This window comes from Streptomyces sp. NPDC052043, from assembly GCF_044548235.1.
In the GTDB taxonomy this organism is placed as follows: Bacteria; Actinomycetota; Actinomycetes; order Streptomycetales; family Streptomycetaceae; genus Streptomyces.
Genome location: NZ_JBIUBT010000015.1, coordinates 130,477 through 153,980, shown reverse-complemented (window position 1 = coordinate 153,980; position 23,504 = coordinate 130,477). Strand labels below are relative to the sequence as shown.

The window sequence follows — 23,504 nt, the reverse complement described above, 5'->3', positions numbered from 1 at the left end:
TCCTCGTCTAAAATCTTCTCCCTTGCCCGCCTCCCCCACGGAGCGCCGCCGTCCGGACGGAAACCGGTCGGCAGATCCCGCCGTCGCACGGCGCGGCCACACGGCCCGACCACCACGGCACCCGCCTGCCCCATAGGCCTTCCGGAGGCACCCCCTTGTCGCCCTCATCCACGCCCGCCGGCCCCGACCGCCCCGCCGACGACCCCCTCGCCCGCGAGCGCGCCCACCTGTCCGCCTCCCGCGCCGCGCTGCGCGCCATGCGTGAGGACGTGGAGTCGCTCGACATCCGGGACGTCACCGCGAACTGGGTCAACGCCGAGGTCCTCGCCCACCAGATCGACGAGCGCATCAAGGCGCTGGCCGACCTCACCCACACCCCGCTGTTCTTCGGCCGGCTCGACTACCTGCACACCCCGGGCGCGGACCGGGCGGAGGGCGCCGAGGGCGAGCGCTTCTACATCGGGCGGCGGCACGTGCACGACGCCGAGGGCGACCCCATGGTCATCGACTGGCGCGCACCGGTCTCGCAGCCGTTCTACCGGGCCGCCAAGAAGGACCCGATGGACGTCGCGCTGCGCCGCCGCTTCGGCTACACCGGCGGCGACCTCACGGCGTACGAGGACGAGCACCTGTCCGACCCGGCTGAGCCGTCGGGGGCAGCCACCACCAGCAAGCTGCTCCAGCAGGAGATCGAACGCCCGCGCGTGGGCCCGATGCGCGACATCGTGGCGACCATCCAGCCCGAGCAGGACGAGATCGTGCGGTCCGGACTGTCCGGCAGCGTCTGCGTCCAGGGCGGCCCCGGCACCGGAAAGACCGCGGTGGGTCTGCACCGGGTCGCCTACCTCCTCTACGCCCACCGCGAGCGGCTGGCCCGCACCGGCACCCTGGTGATCGGACCGAACCGGTCCTTCCTGCACTACATCGAGCAAGTGCTGCCCGCACTCGGCGAGTTGACCGTCGAGCAGGCCACCGTCGACGATCTCGTGGCGCATGTGGAGGTGCGGGGCGCGGACGACGCGGCGACCGCGATCGTCAAGGGCGACGCCCGCATGGCCGAGGTGCTCCGCAGGGCCCTGTACTCCCATGTCACGATGCCCACCGAACCGGTCGTGGTGGTGCGCGGCTCGCGGCGCTGGCGCGTTCCCGCATACGAACTGGAGGACATCGTCCGCGAGTTGCTGGACCGCGGCATCCGCTACGGCGCCGCCCGCGAGGCCCTGCCGCAGCGGATCGCGCACGCCGTGCTGGTGCAGATGGAGCGGGCGGGCGAGGCCCCCGACGACCGCGTGCAGGACGCGGTGGCCCGCAACACGGCGGTCAAGGCGGCGGTCAAGGCGGTCTGGCCCGCGGTCGACCCGGCGAAACTGGTGCTGCGACTGCTGACGGACGCGGACTTCCTCGCGGAGCACGCGGACGGGATCCTCACCGAGGAGGAGCGCAAGACGCTGCTGTGGGCCAGGCCCGTACGGTCGGTGAAGTCGGCCCGGTGGTCCGCCGCCGACGCCGTGCTGATCGACGAGACCGCCGACCTGGTGGAGCGCACCCACTCCCTCGGGCACGTCGTCCTGGACGAGGCGCAGGACCTCTCCCCCATGCAGTACCGGGCGGTCGGCCGGCGCTGCACCACCGGCTCCGCGACCGTCCTCGGCGACCTGGCCCAGGGCACCACGCCGTGGGCCACCCGCACCTGGGAGGAGGCCCTGGCCCACCTCGGCAAGTCCGACGGCCTGATCGAGGAGCTGACGGCGGGTTTCCGCGTCCCGACGGACGTGATCACGTACGCCTCCCGGCTGCTGCCGCACATCGCCCCCGGGCTCGCCCCCGTCGCGTCGGTGCGTGAGAATCCCGGCCTCTTCAAGATCCGCCCCGCCGCCGGGGACGCCGACGTGGTCACCGCCTGCGAGGAGTCGCTGCGCAACGAGGGCTCGGTCGGCCTGATCGCCGCCGACGCCCGCGTCCCGGCCCTGGCCGAGGCGCTGGCGGCGGCCGGTCTGCCGTACCTGGCCCCCGGCGAGGAGACGACGGCCGAGACCCGCCTCGCTCTGGTCCCGGCCTCGCTGGCCAAGGGCCTGGAGTACGACTACGTCGTCCTCGACGAGCCGCAGGCCGTCGTCGACGGCGAACCCGACGAACGCACCGGCCTGCGCCGCCTGTACGTGGCCCTGACCCGAGCGGTGTCAGGCCTGCTCGTCACCCACACCGCCCCCCTCCCACCTCAACTGTCCTGACCCACACCCCCTTGATGCGACGCCGAGTCGCCGGGGGCGGGGGCGACGGGGCCGGGCGCGGCGGGACCGGGCTCCGCGGGGCCGGGGACGGCAGGACTGGGCTCGACAGGGCCGGGCCCACCGGGGCCGGGCGCGGCGGGACCGGGCTCGGCAGGGTTCGGGGGCGGCGGCACGTACGGTCCGTGTGCTCCCAGCACCTGCGGGTACGGCCCGTTCGGGCCCGGCGGTGACGCGTACGGCCCATGCGCGCCCGGCGGCGGCGCGTACGGCCCATACGCGCCGGACGGCTGCGGGTACGTCCCATACCCACCCGGGGCCTGCGGGTACGCCCCGTACGCACCCGGCGCCTGCGGGTACGCCGCGTACGCACCCGGCGCCTGCGGGTACGGCCAGTACGCGCCCTGGGGCGGTGTGTACGGCAGGAGGCGGGGCGGGACCGGCTCGGGGACCGGGCCGGACAGGTACTGCGGACGGCGGCGCCGTGCCAGCCACAGCACGAGCGCGGCGAAGAGCAGCACCGAGAACATGTCGGCGACGGCCAGGTGCCAAGGGGCGTCCGCCGCCGTCTCGTCGGACGCCAGTCCGTCCACGACCGCGGCGGACAGACCGAAGGCCAGCAGGTTGTTCAGCGCGTGCAGGGCGACGGACGCCTCCAGGCCGCCCGTTCGGACGGTCAGCCACCCCGCCGTCAGGCCGAAGACCAGAAGATCGGCGAAGCCCCAGGGCGTGCCCCAGCCGTGCGCGGCCGCGAAGAGCACCGCCTGCGGCAGCACCGCGAGCCACGGGGAACGCAGGTAGGCCCCGGCCGCCTGGAACAGCCAGCCTCGGAACAGGTACTCCTCCGCCGCCGACTGCAACGGCACGAGGAGGACCAGCATGGCCAGGGAGACGAGGAACGTCTGCCACCCCACCCACACGTCGGCCCCTCCGGCACCGTCGCCCTGGTCGTCCGGCAGGAAGATCGCGACGACCGGCAACAGCAGCAGGGGCGGTACGGCCGCCAGCAGGCACCGGGCCAGCCATCGCCAACGCGGCCGGCCGGTGACGGAGGCGACCGTTCCGGCCGGCCGCCGTCCCACCCAGCGCACGGCCAGCAGGACCAGCGGCAAGGTCAGGGCTATGGCCGTCAGATCCAGCGCCGTTCCGAGGACCGGACCGAAGTCCAGGTCGCCGTCCGGCAGTTCCCGGTAGCCGGCGACCCTTCCGAGAATGTCGGTGAGGACGTACAGGAAGATGCCGCTCAGGAGCCACCCGAAGAACAGCAGCAGCGTGCCGAGCAGCGGCCGCCACCAGCGGTAGTGAGGCGAGTACCGGGCCATGCGGTGATAGGGAAGCCCGCTGGGGGCGGGAGACGTTGCTGTCATGAACGACATCGTGCCCGGACGGAATGGGCCAGGCGTACGAATTACCCGGCCGCGGACCCACTCCACCCCGATCGGGCACCGTGCGCGGTCTCAGCCCGTGGGCTGTCGGACCGCCGCCCCGTCCAGCACCGCGCGCCACTGGGCGACCGCCTCGACGGAGACCGGACCGTCCCAGCCGCCGGGGCGGGCCGCACCGCCGATGTGGAAGGCGTCGATCCGGGCGGCGAGCAGCGCGGGCACGTGGTCCAGCCGCAGACCGCCGCCGACCATGATCTGCTGCTCGTAGCCCGGCTCGCCGCCGCGCGCGGCCTCCGCGACCAGCGTGGGCAGCCCGTCGTCCACGCCCGAGGCGGCACCCGCCGTCAGATACGTGTCGAGCCCCGGCAGCCCGTCCAGCCGACGGCGCAGCGTGTCCCGGTCGCCGGCCCGGTCGATCGCCCGGTGGAAGGTCCAGCGGCAGCCGTCCAGCTCGCCGACGACCCGCTCCACGGCGGCCAGGTCGACCCCGCCCCGCGCATCGAGGAACCCGAGCACGAACTCCTCGGCGCCGGCCGCCCGCAGCTCGCCCGCGACCCCCACCAGCCGGTCCAGCCCCTGGGCACCCCCCGCGCCGAACCCGTCCGCGAGCCGCAGCATCACGCGCAGCGGAATGTCCACGGCGGCGCGGATCCCGGCGACGGTACGGGCCGGCGGGGTGAGCCCGTCGGCCGCCATGTCGGTGACCAGCTCGAGGCGGTCCGCGCCTCCGGCCTGAGCGGCGACCGCGTCCTCGACGTCGAGGGCGATCACCTCCAGGACTGCACGCATGCTCATAGGAGCCCTTCCCTCGGTTTCCCTGAAGCGGACAGGTCTAGACAGGTCTAGTCCAATATCAGGGTACGCCGGTCGGGTGACCAGCGACCGGGAACCGGCCACCCGGGCCTGTTCAGCTCGCCGCACCGGCGCGCTCGGGGGCGCGCTCGTAGCGGCTGGGGAAGGGGAAGTAGCTTTCGAGGAAGGCGTGGAGCGTCCTCGCCACCTCCTCGTGCCGGTCCTCCGGGGTGTTGACGTCGTTGAGGCAGAAGAAGTCGAAGCGGCGGGTCCGAGCGAGTTCCTCCAGCTTCTCGGCGGCATCCGGCCCCGCGACGTCGACGTACCGCAGCTTGTACGTGTCGGGGACTCCCCGGCCCGTGAGGTACGCGTAGTGGTGGTGCAGGGACGCGCCCATCGCGATGTCGGTCACGGCCCGGAAGCGGGACCGGCTGGTCCGTGCCACCTCCTCCGCGAACCTCTCCTCGACCTCCTCCATGACCGCCCGTATCTGGGGATGCGGGGTGTGCATGAACTTGTTGGTGGTGAAGCGCCCGTGCGTCTCCAGCAGCAGGCGACGCACGTTCTTGCCGGCGGAGTTGGGTGCGGGCTCGTCGGGATGGGGCTCTCCGAGACCCAGCTGGAAGGGCGAGAACGGCAGCTTCGCGATGCCGTTCCCGTGGAAGAAGTGGCCCGCGGTGACCGGTCGCCCCAGGAAGACGTCGTCGTTGAGGTACAGGTACCGGTCGGTTATGCCCGGTATGTGGTGCAGCTGCGTGCCGATCGCGTGCGAGTTGAAGACCGGCAGCGCGTCGGGGTCGGCGAAGATCTCCTTGTGGTCCACCACCTGGATGCCCGGGGCGTGCGGGTTCAGCCAGGCCGGGCACTGGCCGTCGGTGACGACGTAGATCTTGCGCACGAAGGGCGCGTACATCTCCAGCGACCTGAGCGAGTACTTCAGTTCGTCGTGACTGGCGTAGCGGGAGGCGCCGGCCTCCCGGGTGCGGGTCCGCTGGGCGCCCGTACGGTACGAGTCCCGCCTGGCCCGCAGTTCGGGGTCGTCGCCGTCCACCCAGGTGTAGACGACGTCCACGGGGAAGTCGACGGTGTCCACCCGGGCCCTGAAGAGGTCGGAGTAGGTGGGGTACTCGCGTCCGCGCACCGCACGCACCGCGGGAACGCGTGCCGCACGGGGCAGCACGTCCGTCACGGCGTTCAGCCGCGGGGCGACCAGCGCGTCGGCCAGGACGTCCGGCGGGGGCTGGGTCCGCAGCGTGGCGGCCCGCTCGGTGTCCGCGACGTCGGCGCCGTCACGCCAGAACTCCACGTCGCAGCCGTACTCCAGATCGGCGAGCAGTTGGCCGTCGGGGCCGAGCAGCAACTCCCCGAAGCGGATGACGCCCTGCCGCTTGAGCTCCTTCGGCAGCGCTCCCTCGGCATAGAGGGCCGCGTCCCGCGGAAGCGGATCCGGGCCGGCCTTCGTCGCGTACAGAGCGGTGGAGCCGTACAGCTCGCGCAGCGCGTCCAGCAGCGGCTTGCGGTCCGCGTACCGGACGCCGACGACGTGCCGCTGGGGGGAGCGCCCCGGCAGGAGGAAGTAGTCGATTCCGGCGTGCGCCAGAGCGTCGGCCACGAGTTCCAGGTTCCGTGCCGACGCGTCGGCGGAGGCGAGGTCGTCCACGCGGCGGCCGTAGTAGGTGTGCCCGTCGACGAGCACCTCGCGTATGGACCGGTCGGACTCCAGAAGGGCGGCCCGCCGGGCGGCCTTCCGTTCCTCCCGCTTCCTTTCCGCCGCGGCGGCCTCGGCGGCCCGGCGCTCCCGCTCGCGCTCTTCGCGCTTGCTTCGTGGCAGCAGACGCTCACCGGAGTTCTTGACGCGGGTCAGCATGAAGGACGTCGGACCTTTCCACGAGTGTTTCGGCGTGTGACGGATCTCAGACACGAGTTCCGCTCCGACTCGGCACCTTCAGCACCCTATCCGGCACCCCATTCGGCATTCGTATGGACATTCGCAGGAGCGCCTGTGGGAGCGCCTACGGGTACGGACCTCACCTTCGAAGTGGTGTGAGACACACCTCGGCGGCGCGGGGACAATGAACGCATGGCCGATCCCGACGCCCTGCGCTCCCGCTGGACCCGTACCCTCGAAGGTGCCCGGGGTCCCGGCGGTGGCCCCGATCCCGTGCCGTACGCCGACAACCTGCTCACGCGCTGGCAGGAGCCGCAGCGGCACTACCACACGCTCACCCATCTGACCGCGGTCCTGGACCGCGTCGACGTGCTCGAGGAGTACGCCGACGATCCGGACGTGGTGCGACTGGCGGCCTGGTTCCACGACGCCGTCTACCTGCCCGAACGCTCCGAGAACGAGGAGCGCTCGGCCCGGCTGGCCGAGCGGGCGCTCCCCGAGGCCGGGGTGCCGCAGGCGAAGACCGCCGAGGCCGCCCGGCTGGTCCGCCTCACCGTCTCCCACGACCCGGCCGACGACGACCGCGACGGCCAGGTGCTGTGCGACGCCGACCTGGCGGTCCTCGCCGAGTCTCCCTCGGCGTACGCCGCCTACGCGGCCGGGGTCCGCGAGGAGTACCACTTCGTCCCGAGCGACACCTTCCGCGAGGGCCGTGCCACCGTGCTGCGGCAGCTCCTCGCCCTGCCCCGCCTGTTCCGCACCCCGTACGGGGCGGAGCACTGGGAGGCGACGGCCCGCTACAACGTCACCTCCGAGCTGGAAATGCTGTCGCTCTGAGGACCCCGCCGCGCCTACCCTGCGCCGTATGCGTACATGGGGCGGGGAACAGGTGGAGCAGGCCGTCGCGGGCGCCGTGGCGCTGCTGAGGACGGCGACGGACCGGGACTGGGACGGGGTGGGGGCCGGGCGGCTGGACTGGAGCTGCCGGCGCACGGCCGAGCACGTCGCGGGCGATCTCGTCGCCTACGCCGGGCAGTTGGCCGGGCGGGCGCAGAGCGCCTACGTCCCCTTCGAGATCACCCTCGACGAGGGCACCGGGAACGCGGACGTCCTGGACGTGATCGAGACGACCGGCGCCCTGCTGGCCGCCGCCGTCCGCACCGCCCCGCCCGGGGTCCGGGCCTTCCACCCGTACCCCTTCCGCAGCGCGAACCGCGAGGGCTTCGCCGCGATGGGAGTCACCGAGGTTCTGCTGCACACGCACGACATCGCGGAGGGTCTGGGCCTGACGTACGAGCCGCCCGCCGAGCTGTGCGAGGACGTGCTGGCCCGGCTCTTCCCGCACGTCCAGCCGGGCTCCGCGCCCTGGCCGACGCTGCTGTGGGCCACCGGCCGCGGCGACCTTTCCGGGCGGCCGCCGGTCACCGAGTGGCACTGGAGCAACCCGCCGGCCGTCCCCGCCGACCGGCTCACCCTGGAGGGTGTCACCCCCGCCGCCGCCCGCGATCTGCACGCCGGCGGTGACGGCGGGTTCCAGTGGGTCGAGGACGGGCCCTACGAGAGCACGCGGGACGCCGCCGGGATGACCGTGAAGGCGTACGAGGCCGGGGTGAACCGGCCCGAGTGGGGGATGTTCGTGCTGGTGCGGCAGGAGGACGGCCGCGCGGTCGGCGGCATGGGCTTCCACGGCATGCCCGACGAGGAGGGGCGCGCGGAGGTCGGGTACGACCTCGCCGTGTCCGCCCGCGGCCACGGCTACGCGACCGAGGCGCTGCGCGCGCTGTCGGCCTGGGCGCTGGCCCGCGGCGACGCACGGATGCTGATCGCGTCCGTGGACCGGCACAACGTTCCCTCCCAACGCGTGGTCAGCCGCGCCGGTTTCGTCGCCGTGCGTGAGGACCAGGAGGAGATCTCCTACGAACTTCGGCCCTGAACACGGTGCTTGGGGCGCCGCAACCCGGCCGCGTACAGCAGCCGCACCACCTCGCGGCTGCTGACCTCGACCGCCCCGGCCGCCACCGCGTCGGCGTACCGGTGGGAGGGCAGGTCGTAGTGGTCCCGCTCGAAGGCCCGGCGGGGCACCCCCAACCCCTCGGCGAAGATGTGCAGTTCGTCGTACGAGACGTCGCTGACCAGGTGTGACCACATGCGGCCGTGGCCCGGCCAGGACGGCGGGTCGATGTAGAGGGTCACGGCGCGACCGCCCGGCGCGGCGCCGTCACGACGTCGTGCTCCGGCCGGTCGCCTCCGCCAGCGCGCCCACCGGCGCCACCTTCACCCCCGCCTTGGAGCACACCCAGTGCGGGTCCGGCCCGAGTTCCGGCTCGACGTCCAGCGCGTGCGGGTCGCCGTAGCCGCACACCGGGCACAGCGGCCAGCGGCCGTACCGCTCCAGGAGCGCGTCCTGGACGTCCTGCGCGACCAGGCCCGCCACGTACTGCGCGCCTTCCGGCCACTGCTCCACCCACCAGCGGCGCTGGACGACGGAGTCCTCCACGAGCGAGACCACGTCCGCGTCGGCGACCTCGCCGGCGACCAGGTCGGCGAGCACCAGGGCGCGGGCGGCGTGCAGGGCCTGCTCCAGGGGGGTGATGGGTTCCATGTCCCCCATTGTCACCCGGAAGTCACGGACCGGACACCGGTGACGGATCACGCGGGCGGGCAGAGGCCGCCACCGGAGCCGAGGAATCCACCGCTGTAAAGGATTTCTTGACACGCCCCTGAGCGTAAAGGCATCCTTTACATGTGACCGATTCCCTGCCCCTCACGTCCCTCAGCGCCCGGCTGGCCGAGCACGCCTCGACCCTGGCCTCCGCGGTGGGCAGCCCGTTGGCCCCGCCGGCCTACCTCGACCTGGTCCGGCACGCGCGGGACGTCGACACCCTGGCCGAACAGGTGCTCAAGCTCTGCGTGCAGCAGTGCCGGGACGCGGGCCACACCTGGCAGGAGGTCGGGGACCTGCTCGGAGTCACCCGCCAGGCCGCCTTCCAGCGGTTCGGCAAGCCCATCGACCCCCGAACGGGAGAACCCATGGACAAGACAGTGCGCATGCCCGACGCCGCCGAGCGCGCCCTCGCGATCGTCACGGCCGTCCTCGAAGGCCGCATGGACGACGCCAGGCCGTCCTTCAACGCCGAGGTCCTGGCCGCCTTCACCGACGAGGTGCGGGGCGACGCCCTGGCGGCCGTCGCCGGCCTCGTCGGCGCCTTCGAGGGCTTCGGCGAGGGCGAGCCGTTCGTCCGGCGCGTCGGCGACCACACCGTGGTCGACATCCCGCTGCGCTACGAGGCCGGTGAGATGAAGGCCCGGGTCGCCTTCGACACCGACGAGAAGGTCGGCGGCCTCTTCATCCTCCCGCCCGAGACACCGTGACCCGGCCGCTCCGGCCCCCCTTCAGAGAGTGCGTCCCGTGACTGCTTCCTCCCTCCACTCCTCGGACATCCCCTGGGCCGCGGTCGCGCCCCTGCTGGTCGCCGAGCTCGCCCTGCTCGTCTACTGCCTCGTCGACGTGGCGCGGCACCGAAGCACCCGTCACCTGCCCCGCTGGGCCTGGGTGCTGATATGCCTGTTCGTGAACCCCGTGGGCCCGATCGCCTACCTCGTGGCGGGGCGGAGCGAGGACCGATGAGCGGGTCGGCCGTGGTGACCGAGGGCCTGGTGCGCGACTACGGGCACGGGGCGGGGCTGCACGGCGTGGACCTGGAGGTGCCGCGCGGCGGTGTCTACGGCCTGGTGGGCCCGAACGGCGCCGGGAAGACGACGCTCCTGTCGATCGTGGCCGGTCTGCGCCGCTTCGACGCGGGCGCGGTACGGCTGTCGGTCGACACGGGACGGATCGGGGTCTGCCCGGACACCCCCGAGTTCGAACCCTGGCTCACCGCGGCGGAGGTGGTGCGCCAGTCCCGCGGTCTGGCCGCGCGCGGCGAGCGCCGGCGCCGCGGCGGAACCGCGCACGACACCGACGGAACGGCGCACGACACCGGCGGGACCGCCCCCGACCCGGTCGCGGCCGTACTCGCCGAGGTCGGCTTGACCGAGGCGGCCGATCGGCGCACGGGCGGCTTCTCCCGCGGCATGAAGCAACGGCTGGGCCTCGCGGTGGCGTTGGCGCTGGACCCCGAGCTGCTGATCCTCGACGAACCGTCCAGCGCGCTCGACCCGTCCGGGCGGGCGGAGGTGCTGTCCCTGGTCGCCGGGCTCGGCAGGACCCGCACCGTGATCTTCTCCAGCCATGTCCTGGCGGACGTCCAGCGGGTCGCCGACACGGTGGGCGTGCTCGACCGGGGCAGGCTCCTGTTCCAGGGACCGGTCCGCGATCTGATCGACCGGTTCCTCCGGCCGGCCTGGGAGGTGCGCCTGCGCGCGGGCGGCGAGCAGCCGCTGGCCGAGCTGCTGCGGCGGCAGGAGTGGGTCACCTCGGTGGCGGTGGGCTCCGACGGATCCGTGCGCGTCGAAGCGTCGAGCACGGAGGTCGGTGAGCGCCGGCTGCCGCAGGCGATCGCCGCGGCGGGCGCCGCGCTGATCAGCCTGCGCCCGGTCGACGCCGACCTGGAGGCCGCGTTCCTGGCACTGACCGGCGGACGGCACGGTCAGGAAGATCAGGAAGCAGAGCCCGGCGAGCACGGGGAGCACAGGGAGCACGGACAGCGGGAAGCGGATCGGACGGGTGCGGCGTGAACGAACTCTCACTGTGGCGGGTGGAGTGGCTCCGGCTGCTGCGCACCAAGCGGCTGATCGCGCTGCTGAGCGTCTTCGTGGTCTTCGGCTTCGCCGGGCCCCTGCTCGCCCGGTACTCAGGCCAGTTGCTGGACCACGCCGGAGGTTCGGCCCAGCGGGTGAAGATCGTCTTTCCGCCCCCGGTCCCGGCGGACGGCGTGTCCCAGTACGTGAGCAACGCGCTCGGGATCGGCCTCATCGTGACGGTCGTCGTGGCGGCGTACGCGTGCTCGATCGACGCCAAGCCCGCGCTGGCGGTCTTCTACCGGACGCGCGCCCGGCGCTTCGGCGACCTGCTGGTGCCGAGGTTCGCGGTCAGCGCCGCCGGGGCCGTGGGCGGCTACCTGGCCGGGCTGCTCGCCGCCTGGTACGAGACGGCCGTCCTGCTGGGGAATCCCGGTACGGCGGCCATGGGCGAGACCGCGCTCGCCGGCTCGGTGTACCTGGTGTTCGCCGTGGCGGTCACCGCGCTGGCCGCGACCCTGGCGCGCAGCACGCTCGGCACCGTCGGGTACGCGCTGCTCGTGCTGTTCACGCTCCCGCTGCTCGGGGCGCTGCCGCGGGTGTCGCGCTGGCTCCCGACCGAGCTGACGAAGGCGCCGGACGCGTTCCTGCGGCACACGGCGGCCGACCACGCGCAGCGGGCCCTGGCCGTCGCCGCGCTGCTCACGCTCGGCTGCGTGGCGGCGGCGATCCTGCGGGGCGCGCGCAAGGAGGTGCGCTGACGTCCGCGCCGGGGCCACGGGGCCTCGGCGCGCGGCCTTGACCACGCGACCGTACGGAAAATACCTTTCACAGTGTGACCCAGGACGTGAAGGAAATTTTCGCAGGCGTGGGCACTCCGGGCCTCACGCCCCCCGCACCCGCCGCCCTCGCGGCCAAGGTACGCACGCTCGCGCCCTCGATGACCCGCTCCATGCAGCGGGTCGCCGAGGCCGTCGCCGGCGACCCGGCCGGCTGCGCGGCCCTCACCGTCACCGGCCTCGCCGAACTCACCGGCACCAGCGAGGCGACCGTCGTACGCACCGCCCGCCTGCTGGGCTATCCGGGTTACCGGGACCTGCGGCTGGCCCTCGCGGGCCTGGCCGCCCAGCAGCAGTCGGGGCGCGCGCCCGCCATCACGACCGACATCGCGGTGGACGACCCCATCGCCGACGTGGTCGCCAAACTCGCCTACGACGAGCAGCAGACCCTGGCCGACACCGCGGCCGGTCTCGACACCATCCAGCTCGGCGCGGCCGTCACCGCGCTGGCCGCCGCCCGCCGCACCGACGTCTACGGCATCGGCGCCTCCGGTCTGGTCGCCCAGGACCTCACGCAGAAGCTGCTGCGCATAGGACTGGTGGCGCACGCCCACAGCGACCCGCACCTCGCCGTCACCAACGCGGTGCAACTGCGCGCCGGGGACGTGGCGATCGCCATCACCCACTCGGGTTCCACCGGGGACGTGATCGAGCCGCTGCGGGTGGCCTTCGAGCGCGGCGCGACCACCATCGCCGTCACCGGCCGGCCCACCGCGCCCGTCACGCAGTACGCCGACCACGTCCTGACCACCTCGACGGCCCGCGAGAGCGAGCTGCGCCCGGCGGCGATGTCCTCCCGGACCAGCCAACTGCTCGTGGTGGACTGCCTGTTCGTCGGAGTGGCGCAGCGGACGTACGAGACGGCGGCGCCCGCGCTCGCCGCGTCCTACGAGGCACTCGCCCACCGGCACAGCCCACGGGGCGGAACCCGGCGCTCGTAGCACCCGCAGCCGAGAACCGCACAAGCCCGAACAAGCCCGGACCCGCACGGTCAGCCGTACCGCAACGCACGGAGAGAGCCGCCCCCTCATGACCTCCACGCCCCACTACCGCGAACTGCGCGCCGAGTTGGAGTCCCTGACGACCGAGGCGTTCCGCCCCGAGCTGGCGGAGATCGACCGGCTGCCGACGCTCGAGATCGCCCGGCTGATGAACGCCGAGGACACCACCGTGCCCGCCGCCGTGGCCGCGCGGCTGCCGCAGATCGCCGCCGCGATCGACGCGGTGGCGGAGCGGATGGCGCGCGGCGGCCGGCTGGTCTACGCCGGCGCGGGCACCGCCGGACGGCTGGGCGTCCTGGACGCCTCCGAGTGCCCGCCGACCTTCAACACGCGCCCCTCCCAGGTCGTCGGGCTGATCGCGGGGGGCCCGCCGGCCATGGTGACCTCCGTCGAGGGCGCCGAGGACTCCAAGGAACTGGCGGCCGAGGCGCTCGACGCACTCGGCCTCACGCCGGACGACACGGTGGTGGGCGTCTCCGCCTCCGGCCGCACCCCCTACGCCATCGGCGCGGTGGAGCACGCCCGCGCCCGGGGCGCCCTGACCATCGGCCTGTCCTGCAACGCGAACAGCGCGCTGGCGGCCGCCGCCGAGCACGGCATCGAGGTCGTCGTCGGCCCCGAGCTGCTCACCGGCTCCACCCGCCTGAAGGCCGGCACGGCGCAGAAACTGGTCCTCAACATGATCTCGACGATCACGATGATCCGGCTGGGCAAGACCTACGGAAACCTGATGGTCGACGTACGGGCCTCCAACGACAAGCTCCGTGCCCGCTCCCGCCGCATCGTCGCCCTGGCCACGGGCGCGGCGGACGACGAGATCGAACGGGCCCTGACGGCCGCGGACGGCGAGGTGAAGACCGCGATCCTCACCCTCCTCGCCGATGTCGACGGCCCGACGGCGACCCACCTCCTGGAACAGTCCGACGGCCACCTGCGCGTGGCTCTGGATCATGCCCGGGGCTGAGGCCCACGGGCGGCAGCGCGGCGGCGGGAGAGCGGTGGCGGGCGGGTGCGGGCGGGCCGGGGGCTCCCGTACCGGCCGGGGCGTCCTACTCTGGAGGACACCATGAACCACGCCCAGCTCACCGCCCTCGGGCGGGCCCTGCGTCTGCTCGGCGAGCATGGCGAGGCGCTCTCGACCCAGACGCCCGACGCCAGGCTGCACGAGGTGAAGGCGGACCTCCGGCGCGCTCTCGACCTGCTGGACGAGACCGTCACGACGGCCGCGCCCGCCACCCGCTGCCCCGAGCATCCGAACGGGCCCGTCGACGAGAGCGCGCCCGACCTCTGTCTGCTGTGCGAGACCCGGCGCCGGGCCGCCCGCCGCTCGGAGGTCGACGGGGCGTACGCGTCGTACGCGCGCCGCGCCGCCGAGGCCACCGCCCCCGCCCCGTCCCGCTACGGCGTCCGCGAGGACCGGCCGCAGCCCCAGCAGCGCTGGCTGCCGGAGCTGTGGAACGGGCGGGAGTGGCAGCTGTGCGGGACCCCGCGCCGGGACCGGCGCGAGGCCGAGCTGTTCATCACAGCCCAGCGCCGGGCACCGCGCGCCGCGCCCGCCTACCGGCTCGTGCACGAGTTCACCGACTACGAGGTGGTGCGGATCTGGGGCCATCCCGTGCGGACCGACATCGAACCCATGGGCAACCCGCCCATGGGCAACCCGCCCCTGGGCAACCCGCCCCTGGGCAATCCGCCCCCGGGCAACCCGTAGGGCCTACGGGACCTTCGCCCCGGCGGGCGCGGGCTCACCGGCCGCCGCCGGCTCCCCCGGCGCCGCGGTGCGGCGGCGCGGGATGAAGGACGCGACCAGGAAGCCGAGCAGGGCGGCGCCGCCGCCGACGGCGAGGACCGTGCGGAAGCCGTTCTCGGAGGGCAGCGCGTAGGGCCCGAACGCGGTGGTCATATGGGCCAGGACCACACCCGCCACCGCGCTGGCGACCGACGTGCCGATCGAGCGCATCAGGGTGTTGAGGCTGTTCGCGGCGCCCGTCTCGGACGCGGGGACGGCGCTCATGATGAGCGCGGGCATCGAGCCGTAGGTGAAGCCGATGCCGGCGCCGATCACGCAGGACGTCAGGACGAAGTGCCAGACCTGGCTCATCAGGACGATGTTGAGGCCGTAGCCGGCGGCCACGATCAGCGCGCCGATCATCAGCGTCACCTTGGGACCCCTGCTCCGCGAGACGATCGCCGACACCGGCGCGACGGCCATCATCACCAGGCCGGAGGGTGCCATGACCAGGCCGGAGGCGAGGAGCGACCTGCCGAGGCCGTAGCCGGTCTGCTCGGGCAGTTGCAGCAGCTGCGGGATGACCAGGGACATCGAGAACATCGCGAAGCCGATGGCCACCGAGGCGAGGTTGGTCACCAGCACCTGGCGGCGGGCCGTGGTGCGCAGGTCCACCAGGGGCGCCTCGACGCGCAGTTCGAACAGGCCCCAGGCGACCAGGACCACGACCGCCGCCGCGAACAGGCCCAGGGTCGTGCCGCTGGCCCAGCCCCAGTCGGCACCCTTGGAGATCGCCAGCAGCAGGCAGACCAGGCCCACCGCCATCCCGATCGCGCCGGGAAGGTCGAAGCGGCCACCGGTGCGCACCGCCGACTCGGGCACCAGGCCCAGCACCAGCGCCGCCGCCACGACACCGAGGCCGGCCGAGACCCAGAACAGCATGTGCCAGTTGAGGTTCTCGGCGATCAGGGCGGCGGCGGGCAGCCCGAGGGCGCCGCCGACGCCGAGCGAGGCGCTGATCATCGCGGTCGCCGAACCGAGCCGCTCGGCGGGCAGTTCGTCGCGCATGATGCTGATGCCGAGCGGGATGACACCGGAGGCGAGGCCCTGGAGGGCGCGGCCGACGATCATCGGCGTCAGGGAGTCGCTCAGCGCGGCCGTGATTGAGCCGACCACCAGCATGGCCAGGCTCAGCAGCAGCATGCGGCGCTTGCCGTACATGTCGCCGAGGCGGCCCATGACCGGAGTGGCCACGGCCGCGGCGAGCAGCGTGGCGGTGACGGCCCAGACGGTGTCCGACGCCGAGGCGTGCAGGAGCCGGGGCAGCTCGGGAATGATCGGGATCACCAGGGTCTGCATCAGCGAGACCACGATGCCGCCGAAGGCGAGTACGGCCACGACGGCGTTGGGCCGGGGCGCGGATTGCCCGGCCGTGGCGGGCCGGGCGAGTGCGTCGGACATGAAGGAAGGTCTCCGTCGGAGAGCGGGTGTACTTGACTCAGGCAACTTTAATTCAAATTGATTGACTTAAGCAAACTAAATCAAGCCAGAGAGCCCCTCCAGGCGAAGACCGCACGGGCAGCCGGGCCGAGCCCCTGGGGGCCCGGCCCGGCTCAGCCCAGCGGCTCAGCTCAGCGTCTTCAGCGCCTCCGCGTCGTACGGCTTCAGCTCGTCGAAGCGTCCGCCGAGGACCTTCGCCGCCCACTCGGGGTCCTGGAGCAGCGCGCGGCCCACGGCGACCAGGTCGAACTCGTCGCGCTCCAGCCGGTCCAGCAGGTTGTCGAGGCTGCCGACCGCCGCGCCCTCGCCCTGGAACGCCTTGATGAAGTCGCCGTCCAGGCCGACCGAGCCGACGCTGATGACCTGCTTGCCGGTCAGCTTCTTCGTCCAGCCCGCCAGGTTGAGGTCCGAGCCCTCGAACTCCGGCAGCCAGTAGCGGCGCGTGGAGGCGTGGAAGACGTCGACACCGGCCGCCGCGAGCGGGGACAGGATCGCCTCCAGCTCCTCCGGCGTCTCGGCCAGCCGGGCGTCGTAGGCCCCCGACTTCCACTGGGAGTACCGGAAGACGACCGGGAACTCGGGCGAGACGGACGCGCGCACCGCGGCCACGATCTCCGCCGCGAACTTCGTACGGGCCACCGGATCGCCGCCGTAGGCGTCGGCGCGGCGGTTGGTGCCGGCCCAGAGGAACTGGTCGAGCAGGTAGCCGTGGGCGCCGTGCAGCTCCACGCCGTCGAAGCCGATGCGCTCCGCGGCGCCGGCCGCCTCGGCGAACGCGCCGATGACATCGTCCAGGTCGGCCCGGGTCATCGCCCTGCCGGTGCCCTCGGTGCCGTCGAGGCGCAGCCCGGAGGGGCCGACCGCGGGCGCGTCCGGGAACGGCGCCTGCCCCTGCTCGCGGACCATGCCGATGTGCCACAGCTGCGGCACGATGGTGCCGCCCGCCGCGTGCACGGCGTCGGCGACCTTCGCCCAGCCCGCGAGCTGCTCCTCGCCGTGGAACCGCGGCACGCGGTCGCTCTGCCCGGCCGAGTCGTGCCCCACGTACGTGCCCTCGGTGACGATCAGGCCGACACCGGCGGCGGCACGGCGGGCGTAGTACGACCGCACGTCCTCCCCCGGGACCCCGCCCGGCGAGAACATGCGGGTCATCGGCGCCATCGCGATCCGGTTGGGGACGGTGAGGCCGTTGAGCGTGACGGGACGGGAGAGGATCTCGGCCGCGCGGGAGGCGTACTCGCCGGCGGACTCGGAAGCGGTGACGGTCACGTGGGGGACTCCTCGACGTCATGGTCGGTACCGGACGGTGTGCGCACACGCGCGCATGCGCCGCGCAGCGCACTGGCCTCAACCGGCCCGCCCACCACGGCATTCCACCGCCGCCCCCGCCTGTGATCCGGAACACGCCCAGCCCTCACGGCGGTCCGGACGGCCCCCGTAGGTGTGCGTGGCGCGCGTCCCGGTTCAGCCGCCGCACGCGCTCCCGCAGGATCTCGGCCGGATCCGCCTCCCCCAGCTCTCCGGCCGGACAGTCCCATTCGCGCCCGCCACCCACCGGCCGCAGCTGCACGTAGCCTCCCTCGCACCCCATGACCTCACCGATCCGCCCGTCCCGTCCCGTCCGTCGACCGCGTACGCCCCGACCGCAGGCGTCTCCCCGCTCACGCGTCACCGCCCCGCACCCGCGCCCCCGCCCGCAGGGCGTCGGCCAGCCGCGAGGCCGCGTCCAGGTTGCAGCGGCCCAGGTCCACCAGGGCGTACGGGGCGCCGTGCGCGCCCGTCACCGGGTCGATCCGCAACGACGGCAGGACGATCCCCACGTCGTGCAGGGCCGCGCGCAGCCGCTCCACCGCCTCCTCGGCCGTCCGCGCGGGCCGGTCGCCCGCTGCGTTCTCGGTCGTCTCGTCCACGTCGATCCCTCCACGCTGAGTGTTCGCGTTCACCACACAGAGTGGTCACCAAGGTCCTAACCTGCCAGGGACGGCGTTCAAACAACCGCTCCTGTGTGACAGGGAGTCGCCATGCCAGGACCGAAGGACCTCGACCCGTCCTCCTCACCGCGCGCCCTGCTGGGCGCCGAACTCCGCCACGCACGCGAGAAGAAGGGCCTCAGCCAGGCCGAACTGGGCGAACCGCTCTTCGTCAGCGGCTCGTTCATCGGCCAGCTGGAGGCGGGCACGCGGCGCCTGCACCTCGAATACGCCGTCCAGATAGACGAGATCCTCGGCACGAACGGCTTCTTCGCCCGCAACTGCACGGCCCTCGCCAAGTCGAAGTATCCCGACCACTTCGCGGAGGCAGCGGAGGCGGAGGCGATCGCGACGGGGATCAGGCAGTACGCGCAGCTCCTGATCCCGGGACTGTTGCAGACGAAGGCGTACGCGGAGGCGGTGTTCCGCGCGTACAGGCCGACAGCGCCGGACTCCGAGATCGACGAGCTGGTCACCACCCGCCTCGAACGCGCGCATCTCCTCGACGATCCAACAACGCCGTTGTTGTGGGCGATCCTCGACGAGGCGGCGCTGCGGCGGGCGGTCGGAGGCAAGGCGGTGATGGCGGAGGCGCTGCGGCACGTGGCGGATCTGGCCCGCAGACACCGGATCATCGCGCAGGTGCTGCCGTTTGACGCCGGGGCACATGCGGCAATGGAGGGCTCTTTGAAACTCATGGAGTTCGACGACGCACCGCCGCTCTCCTTCGTGGACGCACCGGACATGGGGAAGCTGCTGGACGACCCGGCCACGGTCGCCCGCCACACCCTGATGTTCAGCCTCCTCCAGGCCGCGGCACTCTCGCCTCAAGACTCCCTGGCCCTGCTGGAGTCGGTGGCGCAGGATTACGGGCATGGAGATGAACACCACCCGTGAGTACGACCTGAGTACGGCCACCTGGTTCAAGTCCAGCTACAGCGGCGGCAGCGGCGGCGACTGCCTGGAAGTCGCCCGCTGGCGCAAGTCGACGTACAGCGGCGGCCAGGGCGGCGACTGTCTGGAGGTCGCCGACGGCCACCCCGCCGTCGTCCCCGTCCGGGACTCCAAGAACGCGCTCGGCCCGAAGCTCGTGTTCCGGGCCGAGGCGTGGTCCGCGTTCGTGGAGAACGTGAAGCGCGGCTGACCCACACCCGGCCCGAGGCGAGCACGCCCGAGGGCGGCACCCCCTGTCGAACAGGGAGTGCCGCCCTCGGTGTGTGTCGGACGGGTCCGATCCTCGGGGAGGATCAGAAGTCCATGTCACCGCCCGGCATGCCGCCGCCGGCCGGCGCGGCGGCCTTCTCCGGCTTGTCGGCGATGACGGCCTCGGTGGTGAGGAACAGCGCGGCGATGGAGGCGGCGTTCTGCAGCGCGGAACGGGTCACCTTCGCCGGGTCGATGATGCCCTCGGCGACCAGGTCGACGTACTCACCGGTCGCGGCGTTCAGGCCGTGGCCCGGGGTGAGGTTGCGGACCTTCTCCACCACGACGCCGCCCTCGAGGCCGGCGTTGACGGCGATCTGCTTGAGCGGGGCCTCCAGGGCGAGCTTCACGGCCTGCGCGCCGGTCGCCTCGTCACCCTCGAGCTCCAGCTTCTCGAAGACGCTGGTGGTCTGGAGCAGGGCCACGCCACCACCGGCGACGATGCCCTCCTCGACGGCTGCCTTGGCGTTGCGCACGGCGTCCTCGATGCGGTGCTTGCGCTCCTTGAGCTCCACCTCGGTGGCAGCACCGGCCTTGATGACCGCGACGCCGCCGGCGAGCTTGGCCAGGCGCTCCTGGAGCTTCTCGCGGTCGTAGTCGGAGTCGCTGTTCTCGATCTCGGCGCGGATCTGGTTCACGCGGCCCGCGACCTGGTCGGCGGAGCCGGCACCGTCGACGATGGTGGTCTCGTCCTTGGTGATGACGACCTTGCGAGCGCGGCCCAGGAGGTCCAGGGACGCGTTCTCCAGCTTGAGGCCGACCTCCTCGGAGATGACCTCGCCGCCCGTGAGGATGGCGATGTCGCCGAGCATGGCCTTGCGGCGGTCGCCGAAGCCCGGGGCCTTGACGGCGACGGACTTGAAGGTGCCGCGGATCTTGTTGACGACCAGGGTCGACAGGGCCTCGCCCTCGACGTCCTCGGCGATGATCAGCAGCGGCTTGCCCGACTGCATGACCTTCTCCAGGAGCGGGAGCAGGTCCTTGACCGAGGAGATCTTGGAGTTGGCGATGAGGATGTACGGGTCCTCGAGCGACGCCTCCATGCGCTCCATGTCGGTCGCGAAGTAGGCGGAGATGTAGCCCTTGTCGAAGCGCATGCCCTCGGTGAGCTCGAGCTCGAGACCGAAGGTCTGCGACTCCTCGACGGTGATGACGCCTTCCTTGCCGACCTTGTCCATGGCCTCGGCGATCAGCTCGCCGATCTGGGTGTCGGCGGCGGAGATGGAGGCGGTGGAGGCGATCTGCTCCTTGGTCTCGACCTCCTTGGCCTGGTCGAGCAGGGCGGCGGAGACGGCCTCGACGGCCTTCTCGATACCGCGCTTCAGGGCCATCGGGTTGGCACCGGCGGCGACGTTGCGCAGGCCTTCCTTGACCAGGGCCTGGGCGAGCACGGTCGCGGTGGTCGTACCGTCACCGGCGACGTCGTCCGTCTTCTTGGCGACTTCCTTGACCAGCTCGGCGCCGATCTTCTCGTACGGGTCCTCGAGCTCGATCTCCTTGGCGATGGAGACACCGTCGTTGGTGATCGTGGGGGCGCCCCACTTCTTCTCGAGGACGACGTTGCGGCCCTTGGGGCCGAGGGTCACCTTGACGGCGTCCGCGAGCTGGTTCATGCCGCGCTCGAGGCCTCGCCGCGCCTCCTCGTCGAACGCGATGATCTTGGCCATGTGAAGTGGTCCCTCCAGGACTGGGGGTGATTCCTTCGGACCGCGCCCGCGCCCGCGACGGACGGCTCGCCGACCAGTGGTTCCTTGCCCCACCCGGCCTGCGGGCCTCACCGACCCGGTCCTTCGTTGTCACTCTCACCTTCAGAGTGCTAACGCCAATGATTAGCACTCGACCCCTTCGAGTGCAAGCGCCTTCGGGGTCGGGCGGGGAGACTCAGCCGGGCGCGAACACGGACATGGCGGGCCGCCGCAGGGGCGCGCGGTGCGCGGACTCGGGCGTGGCGGGCCGTACGCACGCGTGGCCGTGCGGGCGCGTGGCCATGCGGACGTCCGGCGCGCGGGCACGGCGAAGGGCCCGCACCCCGGCAGCGGAGGTGCGGGCCCTTCCGAAGAAGAACGTCGTTGCGGTGGTCGCGCGATTCAGGCCGAGAGGCGGACCATGTCGGCCTGCGGACCCTTCTGACCCTGCGAGATCTCGAACTCGACCCGCTGGCCCTCTTCCAGCGTGCGGTAGCCGTCCATCTGGATCGCGCTGTAGTGGACGAAAACGTCCGCACCACCGTCGACCGCGATGAAGCCGTACCCCTTCTCCGCGTTGAACCACTTGACGGTGCCCTGAGCCATGCCCAACTCCCCTATTACTGGCCCTTGCACAGATCCACACTTCGCGGACCCGGGTCAGACCTCACCCCCCGTGGATCGGGGGCGTGCGCCGGAACGCGTCGACCGCGGCTGAATGTATCTGTCCAACTGCCGTCTGCAACAGGTCAATCGGACGAGAAATCTGGACGCACAGGGTCCGGAATATGGGAAGAATTCACGTGAACTCAGGGCAAGTCGGGCCTCATAAACAAGGCAAATGCCGCAAAAAGCTCGCAGAGTTTGGCTACTTCTTACCGGGTCCGCGGCAGGAATCCATGGCCCCGGATTCCGAGTTCGAGGGCGCGTTCCCCAACTCTACCGCGCTCAATCACACAGAATTGCCCCCTCCGCTTCTCTCACGGAAGGGGCAACTCGGTGAACTCTGCGTGACCGCAATGACCGAAGGTGATGATCAGCCGCCGGCGACCGCCGGGATGATCGAGACGCCCGCGCCGTCCGGGGTGGCCGTCTCGAGCCCCTGCTCGAACCGGACGTCGTCGTCGTTGACGTAGACGTTGACGAAGCGGCGCAGCTTGCCCTGGTCGTCCAGGACCCGTGCGGCGATGCCCGTGTGGTTCTTCTCCAGGTCCGAGATGACGTCGGCCAGGGTCGCGCCCTCGGCGTCCACCTCGGCCCGGCCGCCGGTGTAGGTGCGCAGGATGGTGGGGATGCGAACGGTCACGCTCATGCCAGGCCAGCCTCTCGGAAGGAGTCCAGGGTCGGACGGATCGTCGCGGTCAGGCCGGTACCGGCCACCGCGTCCAGTGTCTTGAGTCCGTCGCCGGTGTTGAGGACGACGGTGGTCTTCGTCGGGTCGAGGACGCCGTTCTCGACCAGCTTCTTCGTCACGCCGACCGTCACCCCGCCCGCGGTCTCGGCGAAGATGCCCTCGGTCCGCGCCAGCAGCCTGATCGCGTCGACGATCTGCTCGTCGGTCACGTCCTCCACCGCGCCGCCGGTGCGGCGCGCGATGTCCAGGACGTACGGGCCGTCGGCCGGGTTGCCGATGGCCAGGGACTTGGCGATCGTGTCCGGCTTCTGCGGGCGCACGACGTCGTGTCCTGCCTTGAAGGCGGTGGACACCGGCGAGCAGCCCTCGGCCTGGGCGCCGAAGATCTTGTACGGCCTGTCCTCGACCAGCCCGAGCTCGATCAGCTCCCGCAGACCCTTGTCGATCTTGGTGAGCTGGGAGCCGGACGCGATCGGCACGACGATCTGGTCCGGCAGCCGCCAGCCGAGCTGCTCGCAGATCTCGTACGCCAGCGTCTTGGAGCCCTCGGCGTAGTACGGCCGCAGGTTGACGTTGACGAAGCCCCAGCCCTCGCCGGCCGGATCGCCGATCAGTTCGGAGCAGAAACGGTTGACGTCGTCGTAGTTGCCCTCGATGCCGACGAGTTCGCCGCCGTAGACCGCGGCCATCACGACCTTGCCCTGCTCCAGGTCGTGCGGGATGAACACGCAGGAGCGCAGTCCGGCGCGGGCGGCCGCGGCGCCGACGGCGCCGGCCAGGTTGCCGGTCGAGGAGCAGGAGAGCGTGGTGTAGCCGAAGGCGCGGGCCGCTTCCAGGGCCTGGGCGACCACGCGGTCCTTGAAGGAGTGCGTCGGGTTGCCGGAGTCGTCCTTCACGTACAGCCCGCCGGTCACCCCCAGTTCGCGGGCGAGGCGGTCGGCCCGGACGAGCTTGGTCCAGCCCGGGTTCAGGTTCGGCTTGCCGGCGACGTCCGCGGGGACGGGCAGGAGCGGCGCGTAGCGCCAGATGTTCGCGGGGCCCGCTTCGATCCTCTTGCGCAGCTCCTCGGCGTCGTGGGCCGAGAAGTCGTAGGCGATCTCCAGCGGGCCGAAACACTCCTCGCAGGCGAAGACCGGGCCCAGCGGGACGCGGTGGCCGCACTCGCGGCAGCTCAACGCCGCGGCGGGGCCGAGATCTACGGTGGAGTCGGTGCTGCTTGCGACGGTCTGCACAGCCATGTGAGGCGAGGC

Annotated in this window: 24 protein-coding genes; 12 read left to right on the top strand and 12 right to left on the bottom strand. The window is 72.3% G+C overall.

Annotated features, from left to right (window positions below; all coding sequences use genetic code 11):
• Nucleotides 1-257 precede the first annotated feature (257 nt).
• The gene (locus tag ACIHCX_RS31575) at nucleotides 258-2,231 is read left to right on the top strand and encodes a HelD family protein (protein ID WP_400035595.1); all 1,974 of its coding nucleotides are present in this window, start codon (nucleotides 258-260) and stop codon (nucleotides 2,229-2,231) included.
• Here the strand turns inward: ACIHCX_RS31575 and ACIHCX_RS31570 are convergent.
• From ACIHCX_RS31570 to ACIHCX_RS31560, 3 genes are all read right to left on the bottom strand, one after another.
• Nucleotides 2,219-3,595, bottom strand: a complete 1,377-nt coding sequence (locus tag ACIHCX_RS31570; RefSeq protein WP_400035534.1) for a type II CAAX prenyl endopeptidase Rce1 family protein — start codon at nucleotides 3,593-3,595, stop codon at nucleotides 2,219-2,221. The genes ACIHCX_RS31575 and ACIHCX_RS31570 overlap by 13 nt on opposite strands.
• 90 nt (nucleotides 3,596-3,685) lie before the next feature.
• Nucleotides 3,686-4,408: a copper homeostasis protein CutC gene (locus tag ACIHCX_RS31565; RefSeq protein WP_400035532.1), complete on the bottom strand. Its 723-nt coding sequence runs from the start codon at nucleotides 4,406-4,408 to the stop codon at nucleotides 3,686-3,688.
• A gap of 112 nt (nucleotides 4,409-4,520) precedes the next feature.
• Complete coding sequence (locus tag ACIHCX_RS31560; protein ID WP_400035530.1) at nucleotides 4,521-6,272, bottom strand: stealth family protein; 1,752 nt, start codon at nucleotides 6,270-6,272, stop codon at nucleotides 4,521-4,523.
• Between the two features lie 213 nt (nucleotides 6,273-6,485).
• Here ACIHCX_RS31560 and ACIHCX_RS31555 point away from each other — a divergent pair, with 213 nt between their 5' ends.
• Together ACIHCX_RS31555 and ACIHCX_RS31550 are read left to right on the top strand one after the other, a co-directional pair.
• On the top strand, nucleotides 6,486-7,130 hold the full coding sequence (locus ACIHCX_RS31555) for a hypothetical protein (protein ID WP_400035528.1): 645 nt from the start codon (nucleotides 6,486-6,488) through the stop codon (nucleotides 7,128-7,130).
• Between the two features lie 28 nt (nucleotides 7,131-7,158).
• The gene (locus ACIHCX_RS31550) at nucleotides 7,159-8,226 is read left to right on the top strand and encodes a GNAT family N-acetyltransferase (protein ID WP_400035526.1); all 1,068 of its coding nucleotides are present in this window, start codon (nucleotides 7,159-7,161) and stop codon (nucleotides 8,224-8,226) included.
• On the opposite strand, the gene ACIHCX_RS31545 is transcribed toward ACIHCX_RS31550, so the two are convergent.
• Both ACIHCX_RS31545 and ACIHCX_RS31540 read right to left on the bottom strand, forming a co-directional pair.
• Nucleotides 8,208-8,486: a DUF4031 domain-containing protein gene (locus ACIHCX_RS31545; protein WP_400035524.1), complete on the bottom strand. Its 279-nt coding sequence runs from the start codon at nucleotides 8,484-8,486 to the stop codon at nucleotides 8,208-8,210. The genes ACIHCX_RS31550 and ACIHCX_RS31545 overlap by 19 nt on opposite strands.
• Before the next feature lie 25 nt (nucleotides 8,487-8,511).
• A complete protein-coding gene (locus ACIHCX_RS31540; RefSeq protein WP_400035522.1) occupies nucleotides 8,512-8,895 on the bottom strand; it encodes a hypothetical protein in 384 nt (127 codons plus the stop codon).
• 143 nt (nucleotides 8,896-9,038) lie between these two features.
• On the opposite strand from ACIHCX_RS31540, the gene ACIHCX_RS31535 reads away from it, so the two are divergent.
• The 7 genes from ACIHCX_RS31535 to ACIHCX_RS31505 all read left to right on the top strand — a co-directional run bounded on the left by ACIHCX_RS31535 (nucleotide 9,039) and on the right by ACIHCX_RS31505 (nucleotide 14,524).
• Complete coding sequence (locus tag ACIHCX_RS31535) at nucleotides 9,039-9,665, top strand: DUF3887 domain-containing protein (RefSeq protein WP_400035520.1); 627 nt, start codon at nucleotides 9,039-9,041, stop codon at nucleotides 9,663-9,665.
• 37 nt (nucleotides 9,666-9,702) lie between these two features.
• Nucleotides 9,703-9,921, top strand: a complete 219-nt coding sequence (locus ACIHCX_RS31530; protein WP_400035518.1) for a PLD nuclease N-terminal domain-containing protein — start codon at nucleotides 9,703-9,705, stop codon at nucleotides 9,919-9,921.
• Complete coding sequence (locus tag ACIHCX_RS31525; protein WP_400035516.1) at nucleotides 9,918-10,970, top strand: ABC transporter ATP-binding protein; 1,053 nt, start codon at nucleotides 9,918-9,920, stop codon at nucleotides 10,968-10,970. Before ACIHCX_RS31530 ends, ACIHCX_RS31525 begins: the two co-directional genes overlap by 4 nt.
• Nucleotides 10,967-11,734, top strand: a complete 768-nt coding sequence (locus tag ACIHCX_RS31520; protein ID WP_400035514.1) for a hypothetical protein — start codon at nucleotides 10,967-10,969, stop codon at nucleotides 11,732-11,734. The genes ACIHCX_RS31525 and ACIHCX_RS31520 overlap by 4 nt, the downstream gene beginning before the upstream one ends.
• Nucleotides 11,735-11,808: 74 nt before the next feature.
• Nucleotides 11,809-12,753, top strand: coding sequence for a MurR/RpiR family transcriptional regulator (locus ACIHCX_RS31515; protein WP_400035512.1), 945 nt, complete (start codon nucleotides 11,809-11,811; stop codon nucleotides 12,751-12,753).
• Nucleotides 12,754-12,841: 88 nt separating this feature from the next.
• Nucleotides 12,842-13,777 carry an N-acetylmuramic acid 6-phosphate etherase gene (murQ, locus tag ACIHCX_RS31510; RefSeq protein ID WP_400035510.1) on the top strand — a complete coding sequence of 312 codons (936 nt, stop codon included), beginning with the start codon at nucleotides 12,842-12,844 and terminating at the stop codon, nucleotides 13,775-13,777.
• 102 nt (nucleotides 13,778-13,879) lie between these two features.
• Complete coding sequence (locus tag ACIHCX_RS31505) at nucleotides 13,880-14,524, top strand: hypothetical protein (RefSeq protein ID WP_400035508.1); 645 nt, start codon at nucleotides 13,880-13,882, stop codon at nucleotides 14,522-14,524.
• A 3-nt stretch (nucleotides 14,525-14,527) separates the two neighbouring features.
• Here ACIHCX_RS31505 and ACIHCX_RS31500 read toward each other — a convergent pair whose 3' ends face one another.
• From ACIHCX_RS31500 to ACIHCX_RS31490, 3 genes are all read right to left on the bottom strand, one after another.
• Entirely contained in the window at nucleotides 14,528-16,003 is a 1,476-nt protein-coding gene (locus ACIHCX_RS31500) for an MFS transporter (protein ID WP_400035506.1), read from the bottom strand.
• Between the two features lie 165 nt (nucleotides 16,004-16,168).
• The gene (locus ACIHCX_RS31495; RefSeq protein ID WP_400035504.1) at nucleotides 16,169-17,311 is read right to left on the bottom strand and encodes an NADH:flavin oxidoreductase; all 1,143 of its coding nucleotides are present in this window, start codon (nucleotides 17,309-17,311) and stop codon (nucleotides 16,169-16,171) included.
• 392 nt (nucleotides 17,312-17,703) lie between these two features.
• Nucleotides 17,704-17,952 (bottom strand): hypothetical protein, encoded by a 249-nt coding sequence (locus ACIHCX_RS31490; RefSeq protein ID WP_400035501.1) that lies wholly within the window; start codon nucleotides 17,950-17,952, stop codon nucleotides 17,704-17,706.
• A 111-nt stretch (nucleotides 17,953-18,063) separates the two neighbouring features.
• Here ACIHCX_RS31490 and ACIHCX_RS31485 point away from each other — a divergent pair, with 111 nt between their 5' ends.
• Nucleotides 18,064-18,909 (top strand): Scr1 family TA system antitoxin-like transcriptional regulator, encoded by an 846-nt coding sequence (locus tag ACIHCX_RS31485; RefSeq protein ID WP_400035499.1) that lies wholly within the window; start codon nucleotides 18,064-18,066, stop codon nucleotides 18,907-18,909.
• The gene (locus ACIHCX_RS31480; protein WP_400035593.1) at nucleotides 18,893-19,156 is read left to right on the top strand and encodes a DUF397 domain-containing protein; all 264 of its coding nucleotides are present in this window, start codon (nucleotides 18,893-18,895) and stop codon (nucleotides 19,154-19,156) included. Before ACIHCX_RS31485 ends, ACIHCX_RS31480 begins: the two co-directional genes overlap by 17 nt.
• Nucleotides 19,157-19,259: 103 nt before the next feature.
• On the opposite strand, the gene groL is transcribed toward ACIHCX_RS31480, so the two are convergent.
• The 4 genes from groL to thrC form a co-directional block, all read right to left on the bottom strand.
• On the bottom strand, nucleotides 19,260-20,882 hold the full coding sequence (groL, locus tag ACIHCX_RS31475; protein WP_400035497.1) for a chaperonin GroEL: 1,623 nt from the start codon (nucleotides 20,880-20,882) through the stop codon (nucleotides 19,260-19,262).
• A 420-nt stretch (nucleotides 20,883-21,302) separates the two neighbouring features.
• Complete coding sequence (locus ACIHCX_RS31470; protein ID WP_004929928.1) at nucleotides 21,303-21,506, bottom strand: cold-shock protein; 204 nt, start codon at nucleotides 21,504-21,506, stop codon at nucleotides 21,303-21,305.
• A gap of 430 nt (nucleotides 21,507-21,936) precedes the next feature.
• A complete protein-coding gene (locus tag ACIHCX_RS31465) occupies nucleotides 21,937-22,212 on the bottom strand; it encodes a MoaD/ThiS family protein (protein WP_400035495.1) in 276 nt (91 codons plus the stop codon).
• Nucleotides 22,209-23,492: a threonine synthase gene (gene thrC, locus ACIHCX_RS31460; protein WP_400035493.1), complete on the bottom strand. Its 1,284-nt coding sequence runs from the start codon at nucleotides 23,490-23,492 to the stop codon at nucleotides 22,209-22,211. The genes ACIHCX_RS31465 and thrC overlap by 4 nt, the downstream gene beginning before the upstream one ends.
• Nucleotides 23,493-23,504: the final 12 nt, after the last annotated feature.